16 protein-coding genes are annotated in these 19,774 nt (G+C 50.3%); 2 read left to right on the forward strand and 14 right to left on the reverse strand.

From position 1 onward, the window contains the following. Positions 1 to 3 precede the first annotated feature (3 nt). The 12 genes from ACX1C1_RS22835 to ACX1C1_RS22890 form a co-directional block, all read right to left on the reverse strand. The gene (locus tag ACX1C1_RS22835) at positions 4 to 1,419 is read right to left on the reverse strand and encodes a UDP-N-acetylmuramoyl-tripeptide--D-alanyl-D-alanine ligase (RefSeq protein WP_458954425.1); all 1,416 of its coding nucleotides are present in this window, start codon (positions 1,417 to 1,419) and stop codon (positions 4 to 6) included. Beyond that, positions 1,416 to 2,903, reverse strand: a complete 1,488-nt coding sequence (locus ACX1C1_RS22840) for a UDP-N-acetylmuramoyl-L-alanyl-D-glutamate--2,6-diaminopimelate ligase (RefSeq protein ID WP_458954426.1) — start codon at positions 2,901 to 2,903, stop codon at positions 1,416 to 1,418. The genes ACX1C1_RS22835 and ACX1C1_RS22840 overlap by 4 nt, the downstream gene beginning before the upstream one ends. Positions 2,904 to 2,976: 73 nt before the next feature. Continuing rightward, positions 2,977 to 4,917, reverse strand: a complete 1,941-nt coding sequence (locus ACX1C1_RS22845; RefSeq protein ID WP_458954427.1) for a stage V sporulation protein D — start codon at positions 4,915 to 4,917, stop codon at positions 2,977 to 2,979. A gap of 358 nt (positions 4,918 to 5,275) precedes the next feature. After that, the gene (locus ACX1C1_RS22850; protein WP_458954428.1) at positions 5,276 to 7,636 is read right to left on the reverse strand and encodes a penicillin-binding transpeptidase domain-containing protein; all 2,361 of its coding nucleotides are present in this window, start codon (positions 7,634 to 7,636) and stop codon (positions 5,276 to 5,278) included. Between the two features lie 10 nt (positions 7,637 to 7,646). Continuing rightward, on the reverse strand, positions 7,647 to 8,048 hold the full coding sequence (gene ftsL, locus ACX1C1_RS22855; RefSeq protein WP_458954429.1) for a cell division protein FtsL: 402 nt from the start codon (positions 8,046 to 8,048) through the stop codon (positions 7,647 to 7,649). Between the two features lie 15 nt (positions 8,049 to 8,063). Next, positions 8,064 to 9,014 (reverse strand): 16S rRNA (cytosine(1402)-N(4))-methyltransferase RsmH, encoded by a 951-nt coding sequence (gene rsmH / locus ACX1C1_RS22860; protein WP_458954430.1) that lies wholly within the window; start codon positions 9,012 to 9,014, stop codon positions 8,064 to 8,066. 36 nt (positions 9,015 to 9,050) lie between these two features. Beyond that, positions 9,051 to 9,488, reverse strand: coding sequence for a division/cell wall cluster transcriptional repressor MraZ (gene mraZ, locus ACX1C1_RS22865; RefSeq protein ID WP_458954431.1), 438 nt, complete (start codon positions 9,486 to 9,488; stop codon positions 9,051 to 9,053). 677 nt (positions 9,489 to 10,165) lie between these two features. Beyond that, a complete protein-coding gene (locus ACX1C1_RS22870) occupies positions 10,166 to 11,431 on the reverse strand; it encodes an adenosylhomocysteinase (RefSeq protein WP_458954432.1) in 1,266 nt (421 codons plus the stop codon). 14 nt (positions 11,432 to 11,445) lie between these two features. Next, positions 11,446 to 13,086 (reverse strand): bacillithiol biosynthesis cysteine-adding enzyme BshC, encoded by a 1,641-nt coding sequence (gene bshC / locus ACX1C1_RS22875; RefSeq protein ID WP_458954433.1) that lies wholly within the window; start codon positions 13,084 to 13,086, stop codon positions 11,446 to 11,448. A 165-nt stretch (positions 13,087 to 13,251) separates the two neighbouring features. Continuing rightward, on the reverse strand, positions 13,252 to 13,653 hold the full coding sequence (locus ACX1C1_RS22880) for a DUF3397 domain-containing protein (RefSeq protein WP_458954434.1): 402 nt from the start codon (positions 13,651 to 13,653) through the stop codon (positions 13,252 to 13,254). 23 nt (positions 13,654 to 13,676) lie between these two features. After that, the gene (locus ACX1C1_RS22885) at positions 13,677 to 14,714 is read right to left on the reverse strand and encodes a ketopantoate reductase family protein (RefSeq protein WP_458954435.1); all 1,038 of its coding nucleotides are present in this window, start codon (positions 14,712 to 14,714) and stop codon (positions 13,677 to 13,679) included. Between the two features lie 92 nt (positions 14,715 to 14,806). Further along, the gene (locus tag ACX1C1_RS22890; protein ID WP_458954436.1) at positions 14,807 to 15,469 is read right to left on the reverse strand and encodes an RsfA family transcriptional regulator; all 663 of its coding nucleotides are present in this window, start codon (positions 15,467 to 15,469) and stop codon (positions 14,807 to 14,809) included. A 267-nt stretch (positions 15,470 to 15,736) separates the two neighbouring features. Between ACX1C1_RS22890 and ACX1C1_RS22895 the strand changes: the two genes are divergently transcribed. After that, a complete protein-coding gene (locus tag ACX1C1_RS22895; RefSeq protein WP_458954437.1) occupies positions 15,737 to 15,973 on the forward strand; it encodes a DUF2626 domain-containing protein in 237 nt (78 codons plus the stop codon). Positions 15,974 to 16,070: 97 nt separating this feature from the next. Here ACX1C1_RS22895 and ACX1C1_RS22900 read toward each other — a convergent pair whose 3' ends face one another. Continuing rightward, the gene (locus ACX1C1_RS22900) at positions 16,071 to 17,234 is read right to left on the reverse strand and encodes a class I SAM-dependent methyltransferase (RefSeq protein WP_458954438.1); all 1,164 of its coding nucleotides are present in this window, start codon (positions 17,232 to 17,234) and stop codon (positions 16,071 to 16,073) included. Between the two features lie 82 nt (positions 17,235 to 17,316). Between ACX1C1_RS22900 and ACX1C1_RS22905 the strand changes: the two genes are divergently transcribed. Then, positions 17,317 to 18,420, forward strand: coding sequence for a coiled-coil domain-containing protein (locus ACX1C1_RS22905; RefSeq protein WP_458954439.1), 1,104 nt, complete (start codon positions 17,317 to 17,319; stop codon positions 18,418 to 18,420). 26 nt (positions 18,421 to 18,446) lie between these two features. Here ACX1C1_RS22905 and ACX1C1_RS22910 read toward each other — a convergent pair whose 3' ends face one another. Continuing rightward, positions 18,447 to 19,766 carry an extracellular solute-binding protein gene (locus tag ACX1C1_RS22910; protein WP_458954440.1) on the reverse strand — a complete coding sequence of 440 codons (1,320 nt, stop codon included), beginning with the start codon at positions 19,764 to 19,766 and terminating at the stop codon, positions 18,447 to 18,449. Between the last annotated feature and the right edge of the window lie 8 nt (positions 19,767 to 19,774).

Raw genomic sequence — 19,774 nt, forward strand, 5'->3', positions numbered from 1 at the left:
TCTTCACCTCTTCTCCAAAGCTTGGACAACTTGTTCCATCCGCATTCCTCGGGAGCCCTTCACTAGGACTAGATCCTCTGGATGCAGCTGTTCTCTCAGCCACTTGGATAATGTATCCTTGTCGTCAAAGTGACGAACGAGATCAGCATCTGCCGCTTCGCGAAGGCTTGCCTTCGCCCCTTCGGACGTATGCTGCGACAATGGTCCGCAAGTCAGCACGGCCTCCGCAGATCCTGCTTGCACATACGCTCCGACGCCTCGATGAAGCTCCGCTTCCTCTGGACCGAGCTCCAGCATGTCGCCAAGCACAATCCAGCGTCTACGGAAACCACTGAGACCGGCGACAAGGTCGATTGCAGCCCGCACAGCTGTTGGATTGGCGTTATACGCATCATTTAGGATCACAGCACCATTAAAAGCTGTCGTCGGTTCAATTCGCATGCTTGTCAGCTTCAATTGCTGGAAACCGCGATGAATACCCTCCGCAGGAACGCCAAGGTATCTGGCGGCCGCAATTGCAGCAAGTGCATTGCTTATATTATGACGACCGGGTACCGGAATATGAACGATCCCTACTCCGCTGACCTGCCCTCGATTAAGAGCGGTGAAAACACTTCTATCCGGATATAACTCGATTGCCTCAGCCGACCACTCGTTGCCGGCTCCAAGACCGAACGTCCGGCGTGACACACCTTCTGGCAGCAACGCAGCGGCAAGTCCTTCTTCAAGAAGCGGTTCGTCTCCGTTGTATAAGAGAACACCATCTTCGCCCAAGCCTTGCGCGATCTCGAGCTTCGCCTTCGCAATGCCCTCTCTCGAGCCAAGCTGAAGCAAATGCGCGTCTCCAATGTTCGTAATGATAGTCAAGTCTGGAGATGCCAGCTTCGTCAAGAGCTCGATCTCTCCAAATCCGCTCATGCCCATCTCAAGTACGGCAACCTCTGTCTCATCTTCAAGCTTAAGCAGTGTCAGCGGTAATCCAATATGATTGTTCAAGTTGCCTTCAGTCTTGAGCACCGTATATTGAGTAGCCAACAAAGCAGCCGTCATATCTTTGGTCGTCGTCTTGCCGTTGCTGCCGGTAATTCCGACAACACGCACCATCAGCTCGTTCCGATAAGCAGAAGCAAGCCGCTGCAGAGCCGCCAGCGTGTCTCTGACGAGCAAAAACGCTACATCAGGCATATCTGCCGGAATGTCGCGTCCCTTCTGCCATAACATCGCTTTGGCGCCGTTTGCCGCCGCTCCAGCTGCAAACTCATGACCGTCGAATCGGTCTCCAATAAGCGGAACGAACAAATCTCCGCCGCTCTGAGTCCTCGAGTCCGTCGTAACTCCGCATATAAGCGTATCTTCATGGCCACCGCGGCGCGTTGCGCCGCACATAGCCGCGATTTGTCCTACAGTACGTTTAATCAATGTAACAATCTCCTTATCGCGTCTTTTGCCGTTAATCGATCATCGAAGTCGAACACCTCTCCGCCAATTAGCTGATAGGTTTCATGACCTTTCCCCGCAATCAATACTACATCGCCTTGGCTTGCCATTTCAACCGCTTTTTCAATTGCGCTCTTCCGATCGGGGATAACGGCGTATCGATCAAGCTCCGCTCCAGCCATCTTAACGCCTTGCAAGATATCTTCAATGATGCGTTCAGGGTCCTCAGTGCGAGGATTATCTGACGTCACGATCATATAGTTCGCATATTGTACCGCAATTCGGCCCATCAATGGTCGTTTGGACCGATCACGGTCGCCTCCGCAGCCAAATACCGTAATTAACCGACCTTCCGCAAATTCGCGAGTTGCCTTAAGAACATTCTCCAAACCATCTGGCGTATGCGCGTAATCGACGATTACAGCGAATGACTGGCCCGCTTCAACGCTTTCCACCCTGCCCGGAACGCCTGGAATTGACGCAAGCGAAGCGACGATCTTCTCTAGCGGGACTCCCTCCAGAAGGGTTGCCGCGATCGCGGCTAGCGCGTTGTACACATTGAATTTGCCTGGCAAGTTGAGCTGAACCTCTGCTTCACCCTTAAAGGTTGATACATGAAACATCGTTCCTCGCGCAGAGATGCGAATATGGCTCGCTCTGACGTCAGCCTCTTGTTCTACGCCGTACGTAATAACTTCCGCCGCCGTAAGCCGACTGAATTTAGCGCTGGCTTCGTCATCCGCATTCAGGATTGCATACGTACGCTCTTCTTGCCGGCTGGCATATGCATTACCGAGTCGAGAGAAGAACAGCCCCTTCGCATCCCCGTACTTCTCCATCGTTCCGTGATAATCCAGATGGTCTTGCGTCAGATTGGTGAAGATCGCTGTACGGAATCGGCAGCCCTTTACTCTTCCTTGCTCCAGCGCATGCGACGACACTTCCATCGCGCAATAAGCCGTGCCGCCGTCTCTCATTTCGGCAAGGTAACGCTGCAGCTCCTCCGCATCCGGCGTGGTGTTGTTCATAGGAAAGGTTGCCCCGCCGAACCGCCGCTCAATCGTGCCGATAACACCCGCTGGATAACCATAGTCGTTCAATATCGTTTCTACTAGATACGTCGTCGTCGTCTTGCCGTTAGTGCCCGTTACTCCGATGAGCCGAACGCTCTCGCTTGGATACGCATAGACATGGCTTGCGATGATTGCATTAGCCATCCTAGCGTCCTTGACGATGAGCTGCGGGATATCCAGCGGCAGCAGTCGCTCGGCTACGATTGCCGATGCACCGCGCGCGACGGCTTCGCCTGCATAAGCATGGCCGTCCGCCTTATGTCCTGGCACGCAGACGAACAAGGTTCCTTGTTTCACCTTTCTGGAATCCTTCTCCACTCCCAAGAACTCTCTATCTCCGTCTCCAACCAATCGCGCTGTAACGAGCAATTCCGTAAGTTCGCGTAGACGCATCCCGTTCAAGCCTCCCTCGAATACTCTGACGGAATACTATATGCCGCCCAGAGCAAACGCGTTAACGGGTTGCTTAGTGTTGATGCTCGATATCTTCTTCATCGCCCAAATATATACGAATCGTCGAACCCCGATCCACACGCGACCCTTCGGCAGGCGCTTGGCGGATCACCACTTTGCCTGTGCCGGCGCTTGTGAGGTTAAAGTTCATGTTCAGATCCTCGTAGAGATCGGATACACTCTTGCCAATTAAATTCGGCACGGTTACGATCGGAGTTTCGCCGTATCTGTACAAGCGGTCAATCTGAGTCTCGCGACGCGGAACCTCAAGAATCGTGAGCGCATCCTCCATCATATTACGCACGATCGGCGCTGCGACCAATCCGCCGAACTGAATACCCTGCGGATTATCAACCGCTACATAGATTACAATCTCAGGGTCATCTGCCGGAGCGAAGCCGATAAACGATACGATATGCTCGTTCGGCGAATAACGGCCGTTGATAACCTTCTGAGCCGTCCCCGTCTTGCCGCCAACCCTGTATCCGTCAATAAATGCGTTGCGGCCTGTCCCTTTGGCTACGACGCTCTCGAGCGCTTCTCGCACTTGCTTTGACGTCTCTTCCGATATAACTTGCCGCACCACCTCGGGCTCGACTTCTTTCACGGCTTCACCCGTGTCTGGGTCGATAAATGCTTTCGTTACATGAGGTTTATATAACGTGCCGCCGTTAATAGCCGCCGACACCGCTGCGATCTGTTGAATCGGCGTCACCGAGACACCTTGACCAAATGCTGTGGTTGCCAGCTCTACTGGACCGACCTGGCTAAGCTTGAACAGGATGCCGTTTTCTTCACCGTTAATGTCGATGCCCGTTTTTGTCCCAAACCCAAAATCTTTGATGTATTGGAACAACGTTTCTTTGCCGAGTCGGTTGCCCAGCGTTACGAAACCGGGATTACAGGAATTTTCGACGACTTCGAGGAAGGTCTGGCTGCCATGCCCCCCCTTCTTCCAGCAGCGCAATCTCGCCCCGCCGATCTCTATCGCCCCCGGATCAAAAAAATGTTCATTTTTCAGATCAACCTTTTTCTCCTCCAAAGCAGCCGCAAGCGTAATGATTTTGAAGGTGGAGCCCGGCTCGTATGTCATCCAAATCGGTAGATTGCGGTTGTAAACCTCGCTTGCAACTTCCTGATATTTGTTAGGTTCATAGGTAGGTCTGCTCGCCATGCCCAGAATTTCGCCGTTCTTGGGATTCATCGCGATCGCAATGACGCTGTCCGCCTGCAGTCCGGTCATCGCTTGGTCCAGCTCGCGCTCCATCACGGCCTGAATGTCCTTGTCGATGGTTAATTGCAGCGTCAGCCCTTCCTGCGGTTCGACATAGGTGTCAGAAGAATTAGGCATCTGCCGCCCTGCTGCGTCGGACAAATACGTGACATTGCCCCCAATACCCGTCAGCACTTCATTGTACTTGGATTCGATCCCGGTCAGTCCCTGGTTGTCGATCCCGGTAAAACCTAGCATATGCGCCGCCATACTCCCGAACGGATAATGCCGTTTGCTATCCTCGGCTACGACGATTCCCGGCAAATTGAGCGCCCGTATTTCATTTGCCTTCTCCGGTGTCATCTTGCGGCCGCCCGGGCCAAGCTGGATTATTCGTTCTTTCAGCTTTACTTTTGCGAGCAGCTTCTCAACAGACATGTCCAAAAGCGGCGCAAGCGTTGCGGCCGTGCCTTCCTTATCCTTGACTTGAACCGGAATCGCCCATACCGTCGGGGTGCTGATGTTGTATACTAGCTGCACGCCATTGCGGTCCCAAATCTCTCCGCGTTTCGCTACGTAAGGGATATTGCGCCGCCAAGAATCTTCCGCGCGCTCCGCGAGCTCGGTCCCTTTGTAGAGCTGCACATATCCTAGCCGCAAACATAATGCGACAAACGCCACTCCTGCCAACATAAGCACGATGAACAAGCGTCGTCTCACCGTTACATTAGATACTTTCATTGTAGAAAACCCCCTCTGCCGCTCTAACCTGAGAACAAGCGTAGACCGCTTATTTTCAGACTATGAGTCTTCAGAAGGGGATAGAACAAGCCCTGAATAGGTTGTTTAAAAAGTATGCTTTTGATCACGATGTCATTCAGGATGAGTGGTCGGCATCGAATCTTGAACGCAACCAGTCACTCCAATGCTCACGTAGCTCTGCTACGCTCCGCTTCTCGCTTCCCGGTTTCGTCCAACCTTCTCGGTGCTGAAAAGCAAACTTTTAAAACTCCATTGAAGCCAGAACAAACATAAAGTTCGATGCGACAATTATCGCACAATACTAGAAGGATTAAACTTCAACATAAAGGATCAAAGCTCAGTTTTCCCCGCCCTGGATGCCAGCGGATGGGTCGGCGCTCTGCGATTCGCCGTTTCCGGCGTTGTCGCCGTCGCTTGAGCTGTCAGCGTCAAGCGATTCCTCGCCTTCGCCGGCTTCCTCCTCGGGATCGGCAGAGGATTCTTCGCCGCCGCCAGAATCAATGGAGAGTGAGGCCATCGCCTCATCATAGCTTTCTGAGCCTTCCGGCGGAACCAACTTCACCTTGACGAGCCGCTCCCCATTTTCCTCGACAACTTGCTGACTAATGACGTAGCCAGTCCCTTCCGGTACAAGGCGAGCGCCGATCAGGGAAGTCAGCTCCAACGCGTCGCGCAGAGAGACGCCAGTAAGATCAGGCACCTTGAGCTGCTCCTTCTTCTCCGTGATAAGATACACCTTCTGCGTCGGGTGGATGTACGAGCCCTCTGAAGGAATCTGAGCCAGCACGCTGCCCCCGGCTCCAACAAGCTCGACCGTTAACCCCTTACCCTGAAGGACTGCTTGCGCCTTAGCCACTTTCTCGTCTTTGACATCCGGCACCGCAATTTTTGCTTCTTTCACTGATCCTTCTTCATTTTCTAATTGTTGTACATCATAATCCGGTGCGACGCCCATTTTTTTCAGTGTTTTAAGCACAATCTCGCGGAAAGCCGGAGCTGCTGCCGAACCGCCGCCAACCAGCGGATTATTGGGTTCGTCTACAATGATGTAGAGCACAATCCGCGGATTCTCGACAGGCGCGTAACCGATAAATGAGACCATAAACTTGTCCTCTGAGTAATCGCCGTTAATAACCTTCTGCGCCGTTCCCGTCTTCCCTGCAACGCGGTAGCCTTCGATATATGCATTTTTCCCCGTCCCTTTCGGATCGGAGACGACCTGCTCCAAATATTCGCCAACCTGCTTCGACGTTTCCTCGGAGATGACTTGTCTTACGAACTTTGGTTCGGTCACGGTTGTCGTTTTCGTAGTGGGGTCCGTTATACTCTTCACAATGTGCGGCTCCATTAACTTCCCGCCGTTCGCAACTGCCGCAACTGCCGCAACTTGCTGAATCGCTGTAACCTGAACTCGGCCCTGTCCGAAGGAAGCAGACGCGACGTCGCGGTTGCCTCTTAGATCGATTTTCCCTGCCAGCTCATTCGTCAGCTCAATGCCGGTCTTCTGACCGAAGCCGAATCTCGAGAAATAATCACGAAGCTTGTCGCCTCCGAGCTTCTCGAAGCCCAGCTTTACGAATGCCACATTACTAGAATATTTCAGACCGTCAAGAAAGCTGATTTTGCCCCAGCCTACTCGATTATGTTCGCGAATCGGTCGCGGGTCACCAGGTACGACAATACTTCCGGACTGGTATACTTCATTGGGATCGAATACGCCTTCCTCGACCGCGGCGGCCAGCGTAGCGATCTTAAAGGTGGAGCCCGGCTCATAGAGCGAACCTACTGAATGGTTAAAGTAGCTCGCATAATCATATTTTGAATATTCGTTGGGATCGAACTCAGGCATATTTGCCATCGCCAATATTTCCATCGTATTGGGATCGGCTGCTATTGCCGTTGCGCTTAATGGCGAATATTTGGCAACAATGTCACGCAAGGCTTCGACCACGTATTGCTGAATTTCGCTATCAATCGTCAACTGAATATTGCTGCCGTTCTTCGGCTCTTGATAGTCCACTTCGCCTTTGGACAGCTGGACCCGTTTACCGTCCTTCTGATATTTCAGGTACCCGTCCACCCCTTGCAATTGCTCATCAAAGTAAGCTTCGATACCCGACTTGTTCTCACCGTCAACACTGACATATCCCACCAGCTGAGAAGCTAAAGCATTACGCGGATAGAAACGTTTCAGAGTCTCAACCATATAAATCCCCGTATCAAGCGTCTTCTTCTCTTCCTTCAATTGGGCAATGAGATCGGAGCGGAATGCCGACACTTTGTCTGCCACTTCTTTGTCGATCAGCCAGCCGCCTTTGCGCAGCTCGCGAGATCGATAGAAGGTGCCGTCTTTCTTTTGCGCCGTCACTTGCGCCTCCAGCTCGTCCTTCGGAATGCCTAGCGTCTCATGTAGTCCGTCAATAACCTCCTCTGCGATGTCCGCATCATGAATGATCTGTGGATCAACCGACACATTATAGGCAATCGTGTCCATAGCAAGCACATTGCCGTCCCTGTCTAGAATCTCCCCTCTTTTTGCCGTAATGTTTTCTGCCGCCGCCCACCTCTTCTTAGCCTGATCGAAATACATGGCACCGTCCGCGACTTGCACCACATAGATTCTGCCAATCAGAACAAAGAAAAGGAGGGTCATGACCCCTCCAAAAAACAACGTACGCAATTTAATTCGTTTTTCCATTACGATCACCCTATTCTTGCATTACGGTCTTCAGTTGCCCGTCGCCCGTCTTCACTGTAATTCCATTGTCCAGGCTGCTCACCATACCTTGCGATTCCGCCAGCTTGCGGATCCGTTCAGGGTCGCTTAGCAGCTCCACTTGCTTCTTCATTTCTTCCAGCTCTACATTTATCGTTTGGTATTCATTATTCAACTTATTGATCTGCAGATTCATGTCATAGATTTGCGCATAACGGAAAATAATGACGCCAGCAACGACAACGCAGATTAGAACGGTGAATAGATAAAGAAGTTTTTCTTGCACCGGCAAAGACTTCCGTTTGATCACTACTTTCTTGGTTTCGCGGATGACTGTTTCTTGCTGAGGTTTCCTCTTCGGTTGAAGCGCCAAATTACCATTGACATACGCCACTATGATATCCCCCTCTTACAATTTTTCTGATACTCTTAGCTTCGCCGAACGAGCACGCGGGTTATCCTCCAGCTCTCTCTCACTCGGCAAAATCGGCTTGCGGTTTATTAACTTCAGCGTCCCTTTGTTCCCGCATACGCATAATGGGAAGTCAGGTGGACATGTACATTTCTCTACATATTTAGCAAAAATCGTCTTGCAGATCCGATCCTCGAGCGAGTGAAACGTGATCACCGACGCTCTGCCTCCGGGAGCCAAGCAGCGTACGGCTTGCTCCAGCGCCTCTTCCTCTGCGCCAAGCTCGTCATTAACTGCGATGCGCAGCGCCTGGAATGATCTCTTGGCAGGATGCGGGCCTGTCCTTCTTGTAGCGGCAGGGATGGAAGACTTAATCAGTTCCGCTAGCTCCCCTGTCGTCGAGATGACTGCAGCCGATCTTGCTTTCACGATATTGCGGGCGATATTACGAGCGAACTTTTCTTCGCCGTATCTGTCGAGGATCCGTGAGATTTCGCGTTCTTCCCACTCATTTACGATCTCATGAGCGGTCAGTGACTCCTCTCGGTCCATACGCATGTCGAGCGGAGCGTCATGGTTGTAGCTGAATCCTCGTTCTGCTTCGTCCAGCTGCGGACTAGATACCCCTAGATCGAACAGAATGCCGTCTACCTGCGGGATACCGCCCTCCATCTTAACGCCGCAGCCTCGGAGCTCCTGCTCCAAATAACGAAAGTTGCTTCTTACAAGCGTTACTTTATCCATATAGGGAGCAAGTCGCTCGCGCGCGTTGCTTAGCGCCAGATCGTCCTGGTCGAACGCAATCAACCTTCCGCCTTCACTCAGCCTGGATGCGATCAACTCGCTATGCCCTGCTCCTCCGAGCGTACAATCTACGTAGACGCCGCCCGGCTTGATGGCCAATCCGTCAACTGCTTCCTCCAATAATACTGTCGTATGCTGAAACACGCCGTCTTCCCTCCCATTCTTGATGTCAGATGATCTCTAGAAGTTAAAATCCAAATCAACCAGCTTCTCTGCGATTTCGTTGAAGGTTTGCTCCGATTGCTCGTAATACCCTTCCCATGTTTGCTTGCTCCATATTTCCACACGGCTTGATACGCCTAACACCATACAATCTTTATCCAACTTGGCATATTCTCGGAGATGCGCAGGTATGTTTACCCTGCCCTGTTTGTCCAGCTCGCATTCTGTTGCCCCGGAGAAAAAAAACCGAGTAAACGCACGAGCATCAGATTTCATGAGAGGCAGTGACTTTAGCTTCTGCTCCATGATCCCCCATTCATTCATCGGGTACACGAAGAGACAGTTATCGAGGCCGCGGGTAGCGATGAAGGTCGTGCCTAGTGATTCACGGAATTTGGAAGGGATAATAATCCGCCCCTTCTCGTCGATGCTATGTTGATATTCACCCATAAACATGATTCCGAACCACTCCTTCCCCCAAACGCTCCACTTTGCCCCACTTTTCCCCACCTAAATACAGTAGTTCGCCACCTAAAATAAAAATCCTGCTTGAGTAGCAGGATTTTCTTTTATTATTTTAGGGTGTTAAATATTAACATTCCAAAGATGAATTTCCTTCGTTCGACTCCTTCATGGATGATAGAACTTGCTTCCTTGTATGCTTGACATCGTCGACTTTCGGGATTGTCGCACAAATCCGTATATCTTTTACGTGCAATGCGACTACTAACAAGATCACAAACGCTTAAATAACTAGCGGCATGCCCCCTGCTTTCCCTGTCAAGGTGCCTATAAGCTTAGTTCCCAGTGTCTTCGCATCCATTTCTCATGCTGTGTCGATCTTTTAGTCCATATGGTGCACCTATAAGTACAGGCTGGAGAATATTGCTTTCGTGACTAGGTACACACTCTCATCCATTATTTATTTAAATTGTTCTGTAACTTCCGCGAGCCAATTAGAGAATATCAGAGCCATGCCCTCTCTGGTTTATGTTTCCATCATGCTCAAAAGCCTACTCGTATAAAGATACGGCTCATAAAAGCGTGACTCCAGGGCTACCTAAAACAAAAAAACATCCCGCCATCATCCATAACGATGACTAGCGGAATGTTCATATACCGGTTACGACTACTTATTCGCCTTCAGCCCAACTATCGAGATAAGCGACTTGCTCGGCAGTTAGCGCGTCAATTCCGAATCCAAGCGATGTCAGCTTGTAGCGGGCAACTTGCTCGTCGAGCTCATAAGGTACGTTGACGACTTTATTACCAATCGACTTGTATTGCTCGTTGACATATTTAAGGGACATCGCCTGCAGAGCAAATGTCATATCCATAATTTCAGCCGGATGACCGTCGCCAGCCGCCAGATTCACTAAACGACCTTCTGCTAGCAAATAGAACTTACGTCCGTCTTCCAGCTTGTATTCTTCAATATTGCGGCGAACGGTACGTTTGCTTACGGACATCGCTTCCAGCTCTACTTTATTCACTTCGACGTCGAAGTGACCCGCGTTAGACAAGATCGCGCCGTCCTTCATCACTTCGAAATGCTCACCGCGAATAACATCGCGATTGCCTGTCACAGTGACGAACATATCGCCAAGCTTAGCAGCTTCCATCATCGGCATAACGGCAAAGCCGTCCATGTATGCTTCTACCGCTTTGATCGCATCAATTTCGGTGACGATAACATTCGCGCCAAGACCTTTCGCACGCATCGCAACCCCTTTGCCGCACCAGCCGTAGCCAACAACGACAACCGTCTTGCCAGCCACAACAAGGTTCGTTGTCCGATTAATGCCATCGAATACCGATTGTCCGGTGCCGTAACGGTTATCGAACAAATATTTGCAGAACGCATCGTTAACAGCGATCATCGGGAATTGCAGTTCACCTTGCTTCTCAAGTGCGCGCAGTCTGATAATGCCCGTTGTTGTTTCTTCCGCGCCGCCGCGCAAATGAACTGCATGTTCCTTGCTCTCTGTATGCAGCAGCGTCACGAGGTCACCGCCATCGTCGATAATCAGATCCGGATTATTTTCCAGTGCCTTCATGTTCAGCGCTTTGAATTCAGCTGCGGTTGGATTATATTTCGCGAATACGGTTATCCCGTCCTCAACCAATGCTGCGCAAACATCATCTTGTGTAGAGAGTGGATTACTGCCCGTAATTGTAACTTCTGCTCCACCTGCTTGTATAACCTTTGCGAGGTAAGCCGTTTTCGCCTCCAGATGAAGCGATATACTTACTTTCAATCCCTGAAACGGCTTCTCTTGCTCAAATTGTTCGCGAATGCGGTTCAATACCGGCATATGCGAGCTTGCCCAATCAATTTTCAGATGACCTTCCGGAGCAAGCGAAAGATCGGTAATGATACTATTTTCTTTGGAACTCATTTCTCCAACCTCCATTATATATATACGATTTCATGACCGCCATTGCGGTTATACGGCGCGGCAAGCAGCTTCTTAAGCCAATCATCGCCATACCTGTTCCAATACCCAGCCATACTGATGACTCGCTCTTGAGGTTTGCCGAGCGGCAATATGGTCATTTTGATGCGATCCAGCTGGCGTGTCGATGCTTCGAATTGATTGTTAAATGCGTTGATTGTTTTGGTTTCCAAGTATTGAATTTGCTCGATAATCTTAGATGTGTTGGTCTCGCCGAGATTGACCAGTCCCGCTTCGATCGTGCCGACCATCTCAAGCAGCGGCGCATACATGGACCTGAAAGCCTCTTTCGTTTCTTTGAAACGCTGCTCCAGATTCAGATGATCCTGTTTCTTCAGCCATTCCGCCCGTTTCTCATCGAACCGTTCCATCACATCCGCGAATGCGAGCTCATACTTAGCCATATGTTTGACTACATAGGAATCCACTAGTGTATATGACATTCTCGGCACGATAATCGGCATCTCCATCCCGAGCACGCGGAACGCATCTCCCGTCATAGCCCAATAGGCGATTTCACCAGGGCCAAGAACGACGCCAAGGACGGGCAGCACATAATCCTGCATCAACGGACGCGTCATGACGTTATTGCTGAAGCTCTGAGGACGCTCCTTCAATACATCCAACAGTTCCTGCTTGCTCCAAGAGACCAAACCTCTCTTATCGCGGAACACATCATCGCGTTTATAGAGTAGGGTTCGTTCATCTTGTTTGTTTTCCTGGAACAAGAACAAGTTCGCGCCGTCCTCCGCTACCTCCGCCTGCAACTCGTAACCAAAACTCTTAATACGTTCCCCAGACGCGTTATAAGCGTCTCGCAGCTCGTCGTTGCGCTCCAGCATAACGCTGAACATCGGCGCCTCTAATCGTCTTAACGAGACATCATCCGCATCTAGCAGCACCAGCCCTTCGTTAGCGAACAAACGTGCCATAATGGAAGCAAACATATCTGATAATGACGAGCATTGCTGCACTAATTCGCGAAGTGTAGCCATAAATGATGCTTTGAACTCCGAAGAAGGAAGCGAGACCTCAAGTTCGGACACCAGCTTCTCCCACTGATCAGCGCTGATTACAGTCCTGCTGACCGATGTGCGACTTCCATCCGGCTTCGATGCCGTCAGCTTGCGCAGCTCCTGATCCGCCGAAACGACATAAGCATGATTGGCTTCATCCCAGTCATGGTCTTCTCCCGCTATCCAGAACACGGGCACAACAGGTACGCCTAACTGCTCGCTGGCGGATCTCGCAGCACCTATGACCGTTACAGCCTTATGCATGACAAGCAGCGGTCCTGTCCATAATCCAGCCTGCTGCCCGCCGACGACAACTGGAGCTCCTTCCGCGATGGCACGGATATGGCGCATCGTCTCTGGAGATGCCCCTTGTCTTTCATTGTATTCACGCAGCACAGATGCGATATCCGCTGAAGCCGCGCGGGTATGTGCACTGCTCTGCAGATGGGCTAATCGCCGCTCCCAATCTTGCGGTCTGCCGGCATGGTAACCGTAAAGCGAATCCACCACATCGTTTTTGTTGTCTATATATGCTTCTGTCAGCGCCTGCATGGCAGGTAGCCGATAACGTTCGTCAACCATCTCAGTCTTGCACCTCCATGTCGTCCGGCCAAATCTACTCACTGAGAAAATTATAGTGAAACCAATCCCAATTGTACAGGAACATCCGCTTGGCAGTCAAAAGAAAAAACGTCCCCGATACGTTCGGGAACGTTAAGGATTCCTATCGACGATATTCAATCATGATTACGCGACTGAAAATACCACTTTGCCTAGCAGCACGACCATACATACGACATACAGGATACTCATTGCGAAGAAGCTCAGCCTCCAGATCGCGCGGAAGATTCGCTTGACATCGACGCTGCCGCGCTTACGGAACTGCGCGTTACCGAGCAATCCACCTGCGAGCAGCATGACCAGCAGAATACCATAGAAACCGAAGGTGCTATTAAACAATAGCTTGAAGCAGCCTGCCACACAAAGAATAAAGAAGATAGTCGACACATCCATAGCCATTCGAAGTGCTTTCTTGCGATCCTTTATGTACGCGCCATAACCGAACAATACGATAGCGAATGGCACAATCGGAAATACGGCCAGCGCCGTTGACAGCTTCCAAAGACTGTCCATGATTGCGTTCAACATGTGGCTTGTATCCTCCCCGCATTCTATCTATCTCCGCTCGCCGCGTCACCGGAGTATAAAGCTTCGATGAGTCGTAGCATGGACTCATTCAATGGCGCCTTTATGCCATGTTTGAAGCCAATGCGTACAATCTCACCATTTATGGAATCAATTTCCGTTCTTCTGCCCGACCGGACATCAGCTAACATCGATGATACATTGGAGCTTGTCCGCCCGCACACTCCTAGGACGCTGACCCAACTATCCGTCCATTCTTCCATCCCGGATGCATACAGAATGGATGCCGTTTCATCATGAAGCGTCTTCATTAGCGCCAGTCGGCTCGGATGAGCAGGCAGTTCGCCGTTCGTGATATCAAATAAAGCCGTTAGCGGATTAATGATAGCATTTATGAGTAATTTTTGGAAAACGCGATTATGGATGTGATTCGACAACGACGCTTCAAATCCTGCACGAATCAGCACTGACAACAACTTTTTTTGGCGAATGGCGTCTTCAGAGACCGTTTCGGCCTCCATTTCATACGAATGCTGCAACTGATCACCTGCTTTAATCCGTGCTTCTGCCCGATTGGCAAGAAACAGTGGACCTTCGCCCGTATGATGGACCGATCGACCGTCAATACGCTTTGCGCCTGCACTCGTCACGGCATTATAAACGGCAAACTTCCCTTGCGAGGCTGCTACGAACTTCTGGAGATGTCCCGTCCCGTTCTGCAAGCAAATAAGGGCAGGTTTCCCTGGTGTCAGACCTATTAGCCGCACGATGAGCTCTATCGTAGGTCCCGTCAGATCTGTCTGTTTGAGCGCCAGCAAATAATACGCGGCCGAGGCCAGACCTTCCGATTCTGCCGCATTCAAGCTCTCTACTGATAACACCTTGCTCGACACGGAGGCGAGTCGCTCTACTCCCTGCTCGTCAAGTATACGAATGCCCGCCTGTCCGATCAGCTCACTTTGCTCTAACGTTCGCGTCCAGACGGTAACCTCTTCTCCAGCCAACGCCAGCTTGGCAGCAAAAAGCAAGCCGATCGAACCTCCGCCTATGATTCCAATCCGCAAGACGCACGCCTCCGTTCGCAGTTTCTTGCCATTATACAACAGACAACCCGCCGTTCCAAGAACGGCGGGTTAATTGAATCTGTTTCATTCCTTTATTCAATTCGCTCCAAATTACCGTTTGCATCCATCTTGAACCGCGGCTTGGCTTCTTCTTCGCTTGTAAGAACCGTCAATCTCCGTGCACGATCCATGATTTGAATCAATGTCTTGTAATCATCATTTACCGTCCGATAATCACTCTGAGCGTTGTTGACCTCATGGAGCAATCTCTCATTCTCGTTGCGAAGCCGGTACAACTCCTCTTCGCGTTCTTTCATTTCTTTCTCAAACAATTTGATTTGGCGAGACAAGTCCTGGTAGGTCGTCTTCCAGCTTCGCAGGAAACGAATGACGGCATCTACCGACAATCCTTCATCAAGGGATCCAATATCACCTTTGAACACTCGATCTTCCGTCTCATAAACAGATAAGGAAGAAACTTGCGAGGTAGCCGTCGCGGCTGCCGTAACCGTTTGTTTTTTCAAGTAATTGCGTTTCTGGCGTTGCTGTTTCGCAATTTGAATCGCATCCTCATAACGTTTGCGAACACAGCTATTCCACCGAAACCCGCATGCCGCCGATGTCCGACCAATTCTTTCTCCTACTTCTTCGAACGCGGCAAGCTGAGTACTGCCTTCGCGAATATGGCGTAGTGTTACCTCGGCGAGAATAAGATCATCGTCCGGACTCCACGCATCTTGTCTAACTGCTGTCATGCCATCGAAACCTCCTAACGTAAAGGCGCTTACTTTATCTCTATGCCCTTGGTAGAGTTCATAGAATCTATTGGATACTATTTTGTATATCCAAATTTTGATTAGCTCATACATGATTTGAGCGAAGCTTGCGCAAACTGTAAGTGTATCGTATCGGAATCGTCACAAAACTTTACGAAATCGTCGCGCTTCCAGGTTTACACTCCAAGTAGCAGACGTTATAATGAAGGTTAGAAAAAATGCGCCGAGATGGAAGGGGGATGTAACATGGCACGCATGTATCGGGTACTTGGCTTCTGGTGCTTAGTAATCGGACTTATGGCTTTTGCAGGTCATATGACCGAGTTTGCGCTTCTATTCTTCGCGCAAGCCGTCGCGTTCGTATTTCTAGGGTACTTGAATTTCTCCGAACGCACATACATAATGATGTTCTGGGGATATATGGTGATTTCATTTATTGGATTCACATACTGGTCCGTCTTCCAGCTGGACATGCCGTTCTAGTCCCGCCTGTAAGCAAAGAGCTGTCACGATGCAGAATTCATTCTGCAACGCGACAGCTCTTTTTCATTTTGAATATCATCTTCACTTTATTGTGCCTTTACTTCTCCAGCAGAAGCACTTTAAACGATTCACTCATCCCATCGCTAAGCAACAACTGTCTGATCGCTCGATTGCGTTTCGCCGCCGAAGAAAAAGGATCGACTCCGTCATGCTCCTGCAATAAAGCCAGTATCCCGTGATCCACCAAAAATTGTTTCTGTGTCCCATAATAGATGGTGCGGAATCCGCTTCTCTCTGCTTCACGGCGAAGAGCCGAGAAATTCACATGTGCCGTCAAATCCCGTCCGCCAGGTTGATCGAATGGTGTATCAGAAGCTTGATGCGCGCGATACGTCATTAGCGTACCCGCCATTCGGTGTGCTCCGGTCAATTCCTCTTCTGTATCACCATAATCTATAATCATTAATCGTCCGCTGGACATCGCTTGACCAAGCTTCTGAACCCATTCGTTCGCTGCAAGATTGATCTCCGTCATTTGCCCTTCTTTGATATGGAAAGATCCGTCGTTAATCGCGCTTAATAGTCGCTCATCACTTAATGGCACTCGCACATACCGATATCCAATTCGTTCATCGCCTGCCACGCCTAACTCCCATAACGTTCCGCTTAATCGAATAATTCGATGGACGGGAAAAGCATCGAGCAGCTCGTTCGCGAACACGAAGACAGGCCCGGCCAACCAATTTCCTGCCCTGCTCCATGCTTTATTTGATGTCATGACTTCTGGGAACGATTGAACGCCCAATGTCTGGTAGGTTTCCTTGATCGCTTCCGAATGGCTGCTATGATCCTCAATTAACAGCTGACGGAATAAATGACGCCCTTCCATCCCCTTGTTCTCCTGATTTAGCACAATGGCCAGTTGTGCCGAAAGCCTGCCAGTTCCCGCTCCCCACTCTGCAATTAACAGTTCGTCATCGTCATTCGCTGTGAAGGCTTCCCATCCGCTGATCGAAGCCCCAATGGATCTGGCCAGCAGGTCGCCAATGCCCGAGCTCGTATAGAAATCGCCGCCTTTGCCAATCCGCGTCACTCCTGATCGGTAGTATCCAACTAGTGGATCGTAGAGACAGATTGCCATATAATCAGCAAATGTAATACACGGAGCTTCATCTACAGTGTTCAACTCAATGCCAAGAATGCTCGAATCAGCAATTCGTTTATCGATAACCGCATTGGCCGGACCTTTTTTCGTCATCATCGGCAGTTCATCCTTTTCGTAATCTGGGATATAATAGAATCGGCTGTCGCATACAATAGTGGGGTAAGAAGGGAGGATGACGTTGGCCGCTATCAGTTATCGACAACGGATCGCCTGCATGCTTGCGGCAATGTTCGTCAGCATCATGTTTGTCCTTCAGTTCCCTGTATGGGCAGAGCAGCAAACGGAGTCTCCGCCCAGCGACATTCACGACTTGCTTGAGAAAAGTCTGTCCGTCGTCGAGATCGATAAAGAAATTGCACGTATAGGGGATAGAAAAGTGGAGCTGCTGGCAACCATGTCTGATGCGGAAGCCGAACTTCACCTTCGTGAGCTGCAAATCGAGGACAAGCGCGAACAAGCCGGCGAAGTGCTGCGAGCCTATTATATGGGAGAACGTGATTCGTTATTTAGCGCCCTGTTAACCATGAAATCCTGGACCCGTTTCTTCGAGGTACTTGACTACGTGGACATCATCGTGTCGCAGGACAAACACACGCTAAACGGATATATCGATCAATTCCGCAGCATGCAGGACGACTATAAGCAACTGGAAGGCAAACAAGCCGAACTCGCCGATATGGAAAGGAAGCTAATCGAACAACGCGAACGCGTCCTTGCGCTCGAACGCAGCGTCGAAGGACAATTAAACGGCCGCTCCGACAGCGAACGGATCAGACTTCTCATACAGGAGCTTAACAGCTTCTGGGAGACTGCCGGTTTGAAGGAAGTACGCGAATATTTTAAGGCATTATCCGCGGCTATGGGTCAATTACCCAAGTGGGTACAGGACAACAAGGATATGCTGGAAGTCAAAGGGTTCAATTACACGATCCGAGTTCCCGAAGCGAAGCTGAATGAATTTCTGCGGGAGCAGGATGAACGATTTAACTACTTCGCCTTTTCATTCGAAGACGACGCCATTACCGCGATTGGCAAGCGAGATGGCATGGAAATCAGCGTCAAAGGGCACTACAGCGTACAAGATAAACCAACTAACGGCATCATCTTCCATGTCGACGAATTGCTGTTTAATGGCTTCACGTTACCCGACACAACCAGAAGCTCGCTTGAAGACGAGTTTGACCTTGGTTTCTATCCAGGTCTGCTGATGTCCTTCCTCAAAGCGAAAGAGGTAGAAATAAAGGATGGCGAGCTCGTCATTAAGCTCGCCGTAGCACTATAAGGCGGAGCCTCCGAGCTCCGCCTCTTTTATTCTAATAACGGAATCGAAGCCGCGAATTCGGCAATTTCGAGATTGCCTTCGCCAGAATGTTTGCTCCATTCTGCCTCCCGCATCTCCCACCGCAACGGCCATTCAGGATCCGCCAGCACCTGCTCGCCTTCCGGCGCTTTCGCGCTCAGCGCTTCGTACCACCATAGCGGCGGCATGAGTCCGCTTCTGAATACAAGCTGCGCTTGCTCCCCGTACAAAGAGGCACGAATCGGTAGCTCGCCTGTTTCATCAAAGGCCGAATAATGATTAGCTGCGTTTGTTACTTCTTGAATCCACAAGATAGCCTCTTCTCCATTGCGGCTGTTAGCCGATATGACATAGCTGCTTCCATTGAGCCATGGATATAACGGACCTTCATCGTCCAGGATGAGCTTGTCCTTTGCTTTGGTGCTTAGCTTGTTATAGGCGCTCCAGGTCATAACGGTACTTAGTAATTGATCCTCACTTATCAGCTCGCTAAGCTTGAATGTCTGAGCAAGAGGTACTTGGGCAATCAACGACGAGTTGTCAGCCAGCCATTGCAGATGAGCGCGGTCGGATTCATCAAGCCCTTTCAAAGCGATAAGCGACGTGCCTTCCGTACGAAATTTGGCTTCCCATACAAGCAGCTGATGGAAATCACCGGCACTCAGATTCGTAAAGTAGCCTTGGGCTTCTTCTTCAACCGTTCCGTCAGTTTGGCTCACGAGTGCTTTCGCGGCAAGATCTATAGCTTGAAAGTCCATTGTCGATGAGGAGATCCCTAACGATTGCAACATCTCCTTATTCCAGAACAGCAAATAAGGATCAATATGCGACGGCACGCCCCACAAATAACCGTTCCAGCGCAGCGGCTCCAACAAGCCCGCTAGTTGATCCGACATGGCATCGCCAACCAATAAGGAATTCACAGACTTCAAATAGCCTTGGACAGCCATAGGGAGCACCATGGCATTATCTAGAAGCATCACATCTGACGCTTCTCCGCGTTCATTTCTTGCGAGCCAATCGTCGAAATCCGGATTTTCTAGTCTTTCGTTCGTAAGATGAACCTGAATTCTAGGATATTTCGCCATAAATTGATCATTAAGTTCCTGTAGTCTTATGAATCGTGATGTATCGAGGGAAACGTTTACATAAATCTCAACAATGTGTGCGTCGTCATCCAGAAAGCCGACAGACAGCACGGGAGTCACACTATCTCTTTCATGCGTCCTGGACCAGCCCCAATCCAGCATGCGGGCATATTGAAGAAGGAGCAGCGCCGCGAGCAGCATAATACTGATCAGCAACGGCGCGAATCTGCGAAGAGTCACCGTATTCG

It is taken from the genome of Paenibacillus sp. strain BS8-2, assembly GCF_054483835.1.

Coding starts and splice junctions, on each gene's coding strand:
- ACX1C1_RS22840 (WP_458954426.1), bottom strand. CDS start 2,903: ATGCGTCTACGCGAACTTACGGAATTGCTCGTTACAGCGCGATTGGTT.
- ACX1C1_RS22845 (WP_458954427.1), bottom strand. CDS start 4,917: ATGAAAGTATCTAATGTAACGGTGAGACGACGCTTGTTCATCGTGCTT.
- ACX1C1_RS22850 (WP_458954428.1), bottom strand. CDS start 7,636: ATGGAAAAACGAATTAAATTGCGTACGTTGTTTTTTGGAGGGGTCATG.
- mraZ (WP_458954431.1), bottom strand. CDS start 9,488: ATGTTTATGGGTGAATATCAACATAGCATCGACGAGAAGGGGCGGATT.
- ACX1C1_RS22870 (WP_458954432.1), bottom strand. CDS start 11,431: ATGAGTTCCAAAGAAAATAGTATCATTACCGATCTTTCGCTTGCTCCG.
- bshC (WP_458954433.1), bottom strand. CDS start 13,086: ATGGTTGACGAACGTTATCGGCTACCTGCCATGCAGGCGCTGACAGAA.
- ACX1C1_RS22880 (WP_458954434.1), bottom strand. CDS start 13,653: ATGTTGAACGCAATCATGGACAGTCTTTGGAAGCTGTCAACGGCGCTG.
- ACX1C1_RS22890 (WP_458954436.1), bottom strand. CDS start 15,469: ATGACAGCAGTTAGACAAGATGCGTGGAGTCCGGACGATGATCTTATT.
- ACX1C1_RS22895 (WP_458954437.1), top strand. CDS start 15,737: ATGGCACGCATGTATCGGGTACTTGGCTTCTGGTGCTTAGTAATCGGA.
- ACX1C1_RS22900 (WP_458954438.1), bottom strand. CDS start 17,234: ATGATGACGAAAAAAGGTCCGGCCAATGCGGTTATCGATAAACGAATT.